Source organism: Serratia sp. Ag1 (assembly GCF_000743355.1).
Classification (GTDB): domain Bacteria; phylum Pseudomonadota; class Gammaproteobacteria; order Enterobacterales; family Enterobacteriaceae; genus Chania.
The window spans coordinates 55,101-67,226 of the sequence record NZ_JQEI01000001.1; the positions used below are offsets into that span (position 1 = coordinate 55,101).

General features: G+C 51.7%; 9 protein-coding genes. 5 read left to right on the top strand and 4 right to left on the bottom strand.

Going from position 1 to position 12,126, the window contains the following annotated elements; translation table 11 throughout:
- Positions 1-225 precede the first annotated feature (225 nt).
- Positions 226-2,031 (bottom strand): long-chain fatty acid--CoA ligase, encoded by a 1,806-nt coding sequence (locus IV04_RS00245; RefSeq protein ID WP_037403436.1) that lies wholly within the window; start codon positions 2,029-2,031, stop codon positions 226-228.
- Between the two features lie 454 nt (positions 2,032-2,485).
- Positions 2,486-3,433 (bottom strand): transcriptional regulator LeuO, encoded by a 948-nt coding sequence (gene leuO, locus IV04_RS00250; RefSeq protein WP_037403435.1) that lies wholly within the window; start codon positions 3,431-3,433, stop codon positions 2,486-2,488.
- Positions 3,434-4,172: 739 nt separating this feature from the next.
- On the opposite strand from leuO, the gene leuL reads away from it, so the two are divergent.
- The 5 genes from leuL (at position 4,173) to leuD (ending at position 9,032) form a co-directional block, all read left to right on the top strand.
- Positions 4,173-4,256 carry a leu operon leader peptide gene (gene leuL, locus IV04_RS27075; protein ID WP_197062202.1) on the top strand — a complete coding sequence of 28 codons (84 nt, stop codon included), beginning with the start codon at positions 4,173-4,175 and terminating at the stop codon, positions 4,254-4,256.
- 89 nt (positions 4,257-4,345) lie between these two features.
- Positions 4,346-5,920, top strand: a complete 1,575-nt coding sequence (gene leuA, locus IV04_RS00255; RefSeq protein ID WP_037403434.1) for a 2-isopropylmalate synthase — start codon at positions 4,346-4,348, stop codon at positions 5,918-5,920.
- Between the two features lie 2 nt (positions 5,921-5,922).
- The gene (leuB, locus tag IV04_RS00260; protein WP_037403433.1) at positions 5,923-7,014 is read left to right on the top strand and encodes a 3-isopropylmalate dehydrogenase; all 1,092 of its coding nucleotides are present in this window, start codon (positions 5,923-5,925) and stop codon (positions 7,012-7,014) included.
- A gap of 3 nt (positions 7,015-7,017) precedes the next feature.
- Entirely contained in the window at positions 7,018-8,418 is a 1,401-nt protein-coding gene (gene leuC / locus IV04_RS00265) for a 3-isopropylmalate dehydratase large subunit (RefSeq protein ID WP_037403432.1), read from the top strand.
- 11 nt (positions 8,419-8,429) lie between these two features.
- Entirely contained in the window at positions 8,430-9,032 is a 603-nt protein-coding gene (leuD, locus tag IV04_RS00270) for a 3-isopropylmalate dehydratase small subunit (protein ID WP_037403430.1), read from the top strand.
- A 125-nt stretch (positions 9,033-9,157) separates the two neighbouring features.
- Here the strand turns inward: leuD and IV04_RS00275 are convergent, their stop codons facing one another.
- Both IV04_RS00275 and IV04_RS00280 read right to left on the bottom strand, forming a co-directional pair.
- Positions 9,158-10,630, bottom strand: coding sequence for a DASS family sodium-coupled anion symporter (locus IV04_RS00275; RefSeq protein ID WP_037403428.1), 1,473 nt, complete (start codon positions 10,628-10,630; stop codon positions 9,158-9,160).
- A gap of 142 nt (positions 10,631-10,772) precedes the next feature.
- Complete coding sequence (locus IV04_RS00280; RefSeq protein ID WP_037403426.1) at positions 10,773-11,960, bottom strand: sugar efflux transporter; 1,188 nt, start codon at positions 11,958-11,960, stop codon at positions 10,773-10,775.
- Positions 11,961-12,126 lie beyond the last annotated feature (166 nt).

Sequence of the window (12,126 nt, forward strand, 5' to 3'; positions counted from 1 at the left end):
CTAACATAACGCTAGAATATGAGGCAGGCAAACGGCAAAACAATCCGTTAACAACAAAGGTTGTTAACATCCGGCTGAGGATTAATCGCTTACAGAAACAATACGCTAGCCGCCAGCAATAACCGCCAGGTATTGTTTCGTCTATGCCGGAAATTACCGAACGATATGATAGTCGTTATACTTCAACCCATGTTGGCTGTGCGCAACCTTCCTGGAGCAACGCCATCATTTATCCTGATACATAGATTCAATCTCATTCTGGTAACGCTGCAGGATCACCTTGCGCCGCAACTTCAGCGTTGGCGTTAACTCGCCCAATTCCATAGAAAACGCCGCAGGTAATAGAGTAAATTTTTTCACCTGCTCGAATAGCGCCAGCTCTTTTTGCATCTCGCGCAGACGGTTTTCAAACATTTCAATAATATGGTTATTACGCAGCAATTCGAGCCGATCCTGGTATTTCAGGTTAATCGAACGGGCGTAATCCTCCAGCGATTCGAAACTCGGGACAATCAACGCGGAAACAAACTTGCGTGCATCGGCAATGATCGCCACCTGCTCAATAAAACGATCTTGTACCAGCGTACCTTCCAGCATTTGCGGAGCAATATATTTACCACCAGAGGTTTTCATCAGATCTTTGAGGCGCTCGGTGATAAACAGATTGCCATCTTCATCGATCATGCCAGCATCACCGGTTTTTAACCAGCCATCGGCGGTAAAGGTGTTCGCAGTTTCCAACGGTTTATTGAAATAGCCACGCATTACAATTGGCCCACGCACCTGGATCTCATTTTCCTCAGCGATGCGCACTTCTACACCGGGTAACGGCTTACCAATAGAGCCAAAGCGGAAATTATTTTCCTCCCAACAGGAGACCGTGGCACAGGTTTCCGTCATGCCGTAACCATATTTGATGTTCACCCCCATCGCTTCGAAGAACAGGATGACATTATCGTCCAGTTTAGCTCCGGCGGCTGGCAGGAAACGAACCCGGCCCCCCAGGATCGCACGCAGTTTACTCAGTACCAGCTTATCCGCCCAACGGTGGGAGAGATCGAACAGCTTGCCGAGCGGCTTGCCCGCTCGCTCCTGCAGAAACTTGCGCTCACCACACACGATCGCCCAGTGGAACAGAGCACGGCGCAACCAAGGTGCACGCGCGACTTTCTCATGTACCGCACTGAAGATTTTTTCATAAAAACGCGGCACCGCACACATCAGGGTTGGCTGTACGGCAGCCATCGCCTCACGTACCCAATCGGTATTCGGCAGAAAAACGTTCTGAGCACCGGAATGCATAATAAAGAAGCTCCAGGCCCGCTCAAAAACATGTGACATTGGCAGGAAACTGAGCGAAACATCGTCTTCGGTGACCGTGATGCGATCATCATGTAACTGTAACTGTGCCGCCATGTTGCGATAGTCCAGCATCACCCCTTTTGGCTCGCCCGTAGTACCGGAGGTATAAATCAGCGTGAACAAATCTTGCAGGCTGCTATCTGCAATCCTTTCTTGCAGTATTGCCTCAAACTGCTCGACATCGGCCTCACGCTCAAAATGACTGAGGTATTGAGCAATCTCGCAACCACGTAAATCGGCCTCATCATCAAATACGATGATATGCGTGAGCTGCGGACACACGCCGCGCAGAGCAATGGCAGCATCCAGCTGTGCCTGTTCACCGACAAACACCATGCGAATATCAGCATCATTAATAATAAAAGCGGCTTGGGCTGCGGTATTGGTTGCATAAAGCGGCACGCTGATGGCGCGCAGTTGCAGAATAGCCAGATCGGCCAGCGACCAAGCCATGCAATTATTAGCAAAGATAGCAATCCGTTCTTGCACATCTACGCCAAGAGCCAAAAGCGCGCAGGCGATAGAGTTCACATGAGTACCAACCTGTGACCAGGTCAGCTGCGTTTCACCATCGGGGGACCACTGGCGAAAAGCAATGCAGTCGGCACGCTGAGAGATTTGATGCTGTATACGTTGGACCAGATGGTAGTGCTGCAAATTATTGATCATAGCGCTCTAAGCCTGAAATTAATCACACGATCAGCCGCGATAGGAACTTAGATTCCTCTATCTCAGCTTACACGTGTTTACTTTTTTTTGCGCAGTCTACCGACTCTCCTGCGCTCGGAAAAGAGATTTCAGCGTAGAAGTGTGAGCTAGAACTTGAGTTACCTTTATATCGACCAGGCTTTGGACACGATGGTCAAACGGAAAGTTAATTCTGGGCTGGGGAGTGAAAAGGAGAGCAAAAAAAATCATTAGGTTAAAATGCTAAGAAACCATCTTTATGTAGAATTTAATTTTATAAATAAAAAACCATAAAAATGCTTCGTAAAAACGGTTGTAAAACGTTTCTATTGGGATTTGTCCGGCTTGAAAAGCAGGACTTTTCTTATTAATGAAATTACATCACGACTATTAACCCGAAGTACAGGCAAGTACGTCGGGTTAATAAATCGTGCAGTTAGCGCAATAATTCAGACTGACGCAGAACAGACTTCATCCACTGGTGGCCTTTATCCCGTTCGGCAGACTCGTGCCAGGAAAGATAACAGGTTACGCTTTTCTTATCCCACGGTAATGAAATGATTTTTAGCTGTAGCGCCTGGGCATGTTGCTCGGCAAACCAGCGCGGAGTGATGGCCACCATTTCTGTCATCGCCACTATATTAAGCACGCTGAACAGGTCGGTACACTGCTGGGTGATGCCACGCTGCGCGGCCTCTTCTATATAGTAAGGCTTGCTGAAAGAGCAGAAACGCTCTAACGATATCACCGCATGCTGCTCAACCAGCATTTGCTCTTGAGTGATGCTGTTCACCAAGCGCGGGTGCGACTGTGCCGCAACCAGGCTTAATTCATCTTCAAATAAAGCGATGTTTTGAAATTCAGGGTGTTCAAAACAGGTGTAACCAATAACAAATTCAGTTTCCTGATAGCGCAGTTGATGCTCTATGTTATTGCTCAGATAGGATTTTGCCTGCAAACGTACATGAGGTGCCATATTCTTGACGTTGTTAATTATCTTTGCAGTAAGGCGAATATCCAATGGGCTACAGATAGAAAGCGTGAAAGTACGTTCACTGCTCAGAGCATCAAAACCCGCCCCTGGCAGCTCATTCTGCACCAATTGCAACGCTTGGCGTACCGGCCCAAACAGCTGACGCGCCCGCATGGTGGGCTGGATGCCACGCCCAAAGCGCACAAACAGCTCATCATTGAACATCACTTTTAAACGGGCAACGGCATTGCTCACTGCGGGCTGCGACATCCCTAACGAATTAGCCGCTCGGGTAATATTCTGCATCTGCATAACTGCATCAAAAACAGTAAGTAAATTAAGATCTACGCTGCGTAAATGGATATCACTGTTTTCTTTTTCCAAGACAGTTCCTGAATTATATTCAGACATATCTAACTCCACTAAGTCCCATGTAGATAATTCCGCAGGCACGCAGGGGAATATCATGCTAAAAGCGGCATTAAATTATTCCCACACGGCGAAATTAGTTATCCCTATTGACTATCCACGTAAGATAACAATCGAGCATCATCCTATAAAAACACGATACAACGGCTAATAATTACGCACTGTAAGTGATACCCCGACACGTCAAGGTGGCAAACAGTCACGACATGCAAACATGTTGGCAGGTTTCACGCTCAAGTAATGGGCACCAAGCAGACATCTAAAGTCATATTGAATCAGACCATAAAATGAGATAGCGGACAATAATGAGATCTCAAAATAGGTACTTTTAATGCGACTAAATGGTCTTTGATGCGTCGGCATTTCAGATTAAATGCATGAAATGAATTTCAAAAACATATCAATTCACCTAACGAATGAAATCCCTTGTCAATTTCACGACCAAGCCTGTGCTTACTCGTTTTCTTGCACTAGGAATTCTAACTGAGCGACATTAAGAATCAATGTAGTGGTACAGAATTCATGTCATTTATGCTAAAAAACTCGCAAAACCGGCACTTTTTTTGACCTCCTGATCGGTTTTTTTACCGAGCTTTCGTCTGCTGCACCTGTTCCTTTTCCTTGCCGCTGCAATCCCCCTATTCTCAATCAGATGTTGACATCACACAGCCAATAAAGTATCAAATTAGGCAACGAAACTATTTTAGAGAAGCTGACCTCCATGATCCGTACTCATCGTCTACTAGGCCTACTACTTAACGCATCTTCTTTGCGCGGTATGCTGGTGGGCGGAGTTCAGAACTGATTCAGCCCATCATCTGTAAAAACCCGCGCTAGTGCGCGGGTTTTTTTTTGCCCGCTTAGCGTGAAACAAACACGATAAGGAATAATCAAATGAGCCAACAAGTCATTATTTTCGATACCACATTGCGTGACGGCGAACAGGCATTACAAGCCAGCCTGAGTGTAAAAGAAAAGATTCAAATCGCCATGGCGCTGGAAAGAATGGGTGTCGACGTGATGGAAGTCGGCTTCCCGGTGTCTTCTCCGGGGGATTTCGAGTCGGTACAAACCATTGCCCGCCAGATCAAAAACAGCCGCGTCTGCGGCCTGGCTCGCTGCGTGGACAACGACATTGACGTAGCCGCCGAAGCATTGCGCGTTGCCGAAGCTTTCCGTATCCACGTGTTCCTGGCCACCTCCACCCTGCATATTGAATCAAAGTTAAAGCGCTCATTTGACGAAGTGCTGGAGATGGCGGTGCGCTCGGTGAAACGCGCACGTAATTACACCGATGATGTTGAATTCTCTTGTGAAGATGCTGGCCGTACACCGATTGATAATCTGTGTCGCGTGGTGGAAGCCGCCATTAACGCTGGTGCCACCACTATCAATATTCCTGACACGGTCGGTTACACCACGCCCAACCAGTTCGGCGGCATTATTACTACCTTATATGACCGCGTCCCAAACATTGATAAAGCGATTATTTCCGTGCACTGCCACGACGATCTGGGTATGGCGGTTGGCAACTCGATTGCCGCAGTGCATGCCGGTGCTCGCCAAGTTGAAGGCACATTGAACGGCATCGGCGAGCGCGCTGGTAACTGTTCTCTGGAAGAAGTGATCATGGCGATCAAAGTTCGCCAAGACATTATGAATGTGCATACCAATATCAATCATCAGGAAATTTATCGCACCAGCCAATTGGTCAGCCAACTGTGCAACATGCCCATTCCTGCCAACAAAGCCATCGTCGGTTCCAACGCCTTCGCCCACTCTTCCGGGATTCATCAGGACGGTGTGCTGAAAAACCGCGAAAACTACGAAATCATGACGCCGCAGACCATTGGCCTGAAAGACGTACAGTTGAACCTGACTTCACGTTCTGGCCGTGCGGCAGTCAAACACCGTATGGAAGAGATGGGTTACAAGGAACAGGACTACAATCTGGACGTACTGTACGCCGCCTTCCTGAAACTGGCCGACAAAAAAGGCCAAGTATTTGATTACGATTTGGAAGCACTGGCGTTTATCAACAAACAACAGGAAGAACCGGAGCATTTCAGCCTGGGCTACTTCAGCGTACAATCCGGCAGCAGTATCATGGCGACCGCCTCGGTCAAACTGATCTGTGGCGATGAAGAAAAAGCCGAAGCGGCGACCGGTAACGGCCCGGTGGATGCGGTATATCAAGCCATCAACCGCATCACCGAATACCCTATCGAACTGGTGAAATATCAGTTGACCGCCAAAGGCCAAGGCCGCGACGCACTCGGTCAGGTTGATATCGTGGTGTCTTATCAGGGCCGCCGTTTCCATGGCGTGGGCCTGGCTACTGACATCGTCGAATCTTCCGCCAAGGCAATGATTCACGTATTAAATAATATCTGGCGCTCACAGCAGGTAGAAAAAGAAAAGCAGCGTCTGCAGCAAACCAAACAGCAAAATAATCAGGAAACGGTGTGAACATGACGAAGACTTACCATATTGCCGTCTTGCCCGGAGACGGAATCGGCCCGGAAGTAATGGCCCAAGCCCACAAAGTATTGGATGCAGTACGTCAGCGCTTTGGTATCCGCATCACTACCAGTGAATATGACGTCGGTGGCATTGCCATCGATCGCCATGGCAGCCCGCTGCCAGCCGCGACCCTCGCCGGTTGCGAGCAGGCCGACGCCATTCTGTTCGGCTCCGTCGGTGGCCCCAAGTGGGAAAACCTGCCACCAGCAGAGCAGCCAGAGCGCGGTGCTCTGCTGCCACTGCGTAAGCACTTCAAGCTGTTCAGCAACCTGCGCCCTGCGCGCCTGTATCAAGGGTTGGAAGATTTCTGCCCGCTGCGCGCTGATATCGCAGCCCATGGCTTTGATATTCTGTGCGTGCGTGAACTGACCGGTGGCATTTACTTCGGTCAACCTAAAGGCCGCGAAGGCCAAGGCATGCATGAGCGCGCCTTCGATACCGAGGTGTATCACCGCTTTGAGATCGAACGCATTGCCCGTATCGCCTTTGAATCTGCCCGCAAGCGCGGCAACAAAGTGACCTCCATCGATAAAGCCAACGTGCTGCAAAGCTCGATCCTGTGGCGGGAAGTGGTGACTCAGGTCGCTAAAGATTACCCAGACGTGGCGTTGTCGCATATGTATATCGACAACGCCACTATGCAGTTGATCAAAGATCCGTCCCAATTCGACGTCATGCTGTGCTCCAACCTGTTCGGTGACATTCTGTCTGATGAGTGCGCGATGATTACCGGCTCTATGGGCATGCTGCCTTCTGCCAGCCTGAACGAGCAAGGGTTCGGCCTGTACGAACCAGCAGGTGGTTCAGCGCCGGATATCGCAGGCAAAAACATCGCCAACCCGATCGCCCAGATTCTGTCTGCAGCCTTGCTGCTGCGCTACAGCCTGGGTGCCGATGAGGCCGCAGAAGCCATTGAGCGCGCCATCAATCAGGCGCTGGAACAGGGTTACCGTACCGCCGATCTGGCCGGTGACGGTAAAGCGATCGGCACCAGTGAAATGGGCGACACCATTGCCCGCTTCGTGGCTCAGGGAGCATAAATCATGGCCAAGACCTTATATCAGAAACTGTACGATGCCCACGTGGTGCACGAAGCACCGAACGAAACGCCGTTGCTGTACATCGATCGCCATCTGGTGCATGAAGTCACCTCTCCACAGGCTTTCGACGGCCTGCGTGCAATGGGGCGTAAAGTGCGCCAGCCGGGCAAAACCTTTGCCACCATGGATCACAACGTTTCAACCCAGACCAAAGACATCAACGCCAGCGGCGAAATGGCACGCATCCAGATGCAGGAGTTGATCAAGAACTGTGCGGAATTCGGTGTCTCGCTGTATGACCTGAATCACCCGTTCCAGGGCATTGTGCACGTCATCGGCCCAGAGCAGGGCATGACGTTGCCAGGCATGACCATTGTGTGCGGCGACTCCCATACTGCCACCCACGGTGCTTTTGGCTCATTGGCGTTCGGTATCGGCACTTCAGAAGTTGAGCACGTGTTGGCCACGCAAACCCTGAAGCAGGGCCGCGCCAAGACCATGAAGATTGAAGTGACCGGTGAGGCCGCAGAAGGCATCACTGCCAAAGATATTGTGCTGGCGATCATCGGTAAAACCGGCAGTGCCGGTGGTACTGGCCACGTTGTCGAGTTCTGCGGTAAAGCCATCGAGGCGTTGAGCATGGAAGGCCGCATGACGCTGTGCAATATGGCGATTGAAATGGGTGCCAAAGCGGGCCTGGTCGCGCCAGACGACACCACCTTCAATTACCTGAAAGGCCGTCAGTTTGCACCGACCGGGGCCAACTGGGAACAGGCAGTAGCCTACTGGCGCACGTTGAAATCTGACGCCGATGCCAAGTTTGATACCGTAGTAACCCTGCGCGCCGAAGACATCGCACCACAGGTTACCTGGGGCACTAACCCTGGCCAGGTTATCGCCGTCAATCAGGCGATCCCGGCACCGGAATCCTTCAGCGATCCGGTTGAACGTGCTTCTGCCGAAAAAGCGCTGGCTTATATGGATCTGAAACCCGGTATCAAACTGACCGAGGTGGCGATCGATAAAGTGTTCATCGGTTCCTGCACCAACTCACGTATCGAAGATCTGCGCGCAGCCGCCGCCATTGCCAAAGGGCGTAAAGTGGCAAGCGGCGTGCAGGCGATTGTCGTTCCAGGCTCTGGCCCGGTGAAAGCCCAGGCGGAAGCCGAAGGGCTGGACAAGATCTTTATCGAAGCCGGTTTTGAATGGCGCTTGCCAGGTTGCTCTATGTGTTTAGCGATGAACAACGATCGCCTGAACCCGGGCGAGCGCTGCGCATCAACCAGTAACCGTAATTTCGAAGGGCGCCAGGGCCGTGGTGGGCGTACCCATCTGCTCAGCCCGGCGATGGCCGCTGCGGCTGCCGTGACTGGCCATTTTGCCGATATTCGTGAACTGCATTAAGGAGCATCACCGTGGCTAAATTTACTCAACATACCGGCTTAGTGGTGCCTCTGGATGCGGCCAACGTCGATACCGACGCCATTATCCCAAAACAGTTTTTGCAGAAAGTCACCCGTACCGGTTTCGGCCAGCACCTGTTTAACGATTGGCGTTTTCTGGACGATGCCGGTCAGCAGCCTAACCCGGAGTTCATTCTGAACCAACCGCGTTACCAGGGTGCCAGCATCCTGTTAGCGCGCGAAAACTTTGGTTGCGGCTCTTCCCGCGAACACGCACCTTGGGCGTTGACCGATTATGGTTTTAAAGTGGTGATTGCACCGAGTTTCGCCGATATCTTCTACGGTAACTCGTTCAATAACCAGTTACTGCCGGTCACTCTGAGTGAGCAGGATGTCGACACGCTGTTCAAACTGGTGGCAGAGAACGAAGGGATCACGTTCGTGGTCGATCTGGAAAACCAGACGGTGAATGCCGGGGGCAAAAGCTATCCATTTGAGATCGACAGCTTCCGCCGCCACTGCATGATTAACGGCTTGGACAGCATCGGCCTGACGCTGCAGCACGAAGCGGATATTGCCCGCTACGAAGCGCAACAACCGACGTTTCTGAACTAATTCTCTGTAATACCCTAAATAATTGGAGCTGCGGCAAGTAAGATAATCCCCTGGAGCTTAGACAACTAAGCTCCAGGGGTGAGCTTACGCAGCCAACACAGCCGCAGCTTCAAGTATGACGGGTATTACCAATAGCCCAACCACTTCCACCACACACCACCAATCACCATCCAGATCAGCAGATTAACCACGCTCATCACAAAGCCGGTTTTCCACCATTCCCCCAGTGTTGCATAGCCGGAACCAAAGATAATTGGCGCGGTGCCGGTCGCATAGTGGGTTAAGGACATCATCAGTGAAGACGAGAATGCCAGAATCAGGCCAAGCAGCGCAGGTGGCGCACCCAGCGCAATACCGGCAGCAAAGAAGGCGGCGAACATGGCGGTAACGTGGGCCGTCGTGCTGGCAAAGAAATAGTGGGAATAGAGATAAACCAGCGTCAGCAGTATCGTCCCGCCAACCCAGCTCATGCCCATATTATCTATACCCGCCCCGACGGTTTTCGACAGCCAACCAATCAGCCCGAGTTTACCGAGGAAGGTCGCCATCATCACCAGTGCGGCGAACCACACCACGGTATCCCAGGCGCCTTTATGTTTCAGCACATCATCCCAACTCAACACACCGGTCATCAGCAGGATCGCCAAACCGATCACCGCAGCGGTAGTCGGGTTCACCGCCAGTTCCGGGCCAAAAATCATGGCGGGAACCCCGGCCCACAGCACCAGCAACAGGGCAAACACGCCCAGCGTGATTTTCTCTGCCAGGGTAATTGTGCCAAGCTGCTGCAGTTTTTCCTGCGCAAAACGCGGTGCATCCGGGGTGCTTTTAATTTCCGGTGGATACAGTAGATAGACCACCAGCGGCATGACGATCAGCGAACAGATCGCCGGTACCAAAGCAGCTATTGCCCACATCGACCAGGTCAGCTCAAACTCTGAACCGGTCCCTTTGGCGATAAGATTCACCACCAACGGGTTAGGTGCAGTCGCCGTGATAAACATCGCCGAAGTGATCGGGTTGATATTGTAGTTCACTAACGCCAGATAGCGGCCTATGGTGCCAGAGGTATTCAGCTCAGGTTTAGAGCCAAAACTGTCAGCAATCGATCTCATGATCGGGTGAATGATCCCACCGCCACGCGCGGTATTGCTCGGTGTCACCGGTGCCAGCACGGTTTCTGCCATGGTGAGCGCATAGGCGATCCCCAGCGTCTTCTTGCCGAACAGCGAGATAAAGTAATAACCAATACGCGCACCCAACCCGGTTTTATTCAGGCTGAGAGAGATCATGATCGAGAAACCAATCAGCCAGATAAGCTGGTTGGAGAAACCGCTCAACGCATCATCCAGTGCCGCCCCCGGTTTGCCGGGATTGGTCACACCGGTCAATGCCACCAGCGCGATGGCAATAATAGACACCGCGCCAATCGGCATCGCCTTACCGATAATGGCAACGATGGTACCGATAAACAACGCCAGCAGGTGCCAGGCATTAGGGGCAACCCCTTCAGGCACCGGTATGACAAACCAGATAAGCAGAGCAACAATAACGGCAACCAGAGAAGGAACGGGCTTGAGCGGCGTCAGTTTATCCATAACATACCCACTTTTATCAACAGGATCGGCATCTCACAACGAGATGGGCAAGGGCGCAAAGTTCACGCTCTGATGATAGTCATCTTAGGGAGGATCGCACTATTATCTCAATGATATGCATCAAACCCGCCATCGTTCCACTTCACACTTCCCGCACTCTGGCACACATCCAGAGCGCCAGCACTGCTAACAGGGTGATCAACCAGTAGACCGCATAATGACCAAAGTTCTCGACCAGCCCGCCTTGCAGTATGCCCGCCAGGATCACACCGGTAGAAATACTGTTGGTAAACAACGTGGTTGCAGCCCCAGGCCGCCCAGGCATCAGATCCTGAAAATACAACATACCGATCCCGGCAATGATGCCGATGAAGATCGCATTGAACAGTTGCAACACCATCAGCGCGGCCTTGAATTTGAACAACGCCAACCCGGCATAGAACAGCACGCCAGCCGCTACCGCAAACAACATCATATTGCGCTTACCAAAGCGTTTGACGTAGTAGCCCGCCAACAGCATCGCCGGGATCTCCAACCCCGCCGCCGTCCCCATCAACAGCCCCGCCAAACGTTCCGGCAACCCCAGATCGGTGGTGATATACAACGGCATATCAATGAAATACATGGTGTTACAGGTCCACATCAACACCGATGCCAGAAACAGCCAACGCACGTCGGGATCGCGCCAGGCACTGATGGGGGCAATCGGTGGTGAATCTATACTGATTTCCACCTGAGCACGCGGCACTGAAGGCAGAATCAACCACACCAGCAGCACGCTGATAACAAAAATCACCGCCGCCACCAGAAACATCACCGTAAAGCCGTAATTCAGCGCCAGCATGAAAGAGAGCGGCGGACCAATCACCCAAGCCAAAGAAAGCTGGGCACGCATCAGCGAACTGAACATCACCACTTCACGCGCTGAGCTGTCGGCATATTCACGTGCCAACGCAAAAATCTGCGGCGTGGCGGTGTTGGCGATCGCAGCTAACAGTACCCCGGCGGTCACCAGCGTCAGGTAATCGCGATTGAAGGCAAATAACAGGCTGTTACCCACCGCCATTAGGCAACACAACAGGATCAACTTACGCCGGTCACCCCGGGTATCTGAACGCTTCGCCAGCAGGAAACTGACAACTATCCCGGCAATCGCATTCAGGGTGTAAAACAGCCCAACCCAGAGCGGACGAACCTTCACCTCGGTGGTGAGAAATAGACTCAGCGTGGGGGCCTGTAGCGCGCCAGCGATACCCGAAAGAAAGGCAATGACCAGAAAAGCGGCAAAAACGGGATTGAAACGGCGTGGCAACCAGCGTTTGACATTCATACCTGCGTCCCTGACCAGAAAATAAAGAAGCCAACACCCCTGCGTCTTAAAGGGCGACGGGGTATGCTACAGAAGGAGAATTACAGAAGAAAGTGACAGTGATAGATAAAAATACCAGTGGGTTACCCCACTGGCTGGTGAAATGCACCATTACTCAGAAACACTT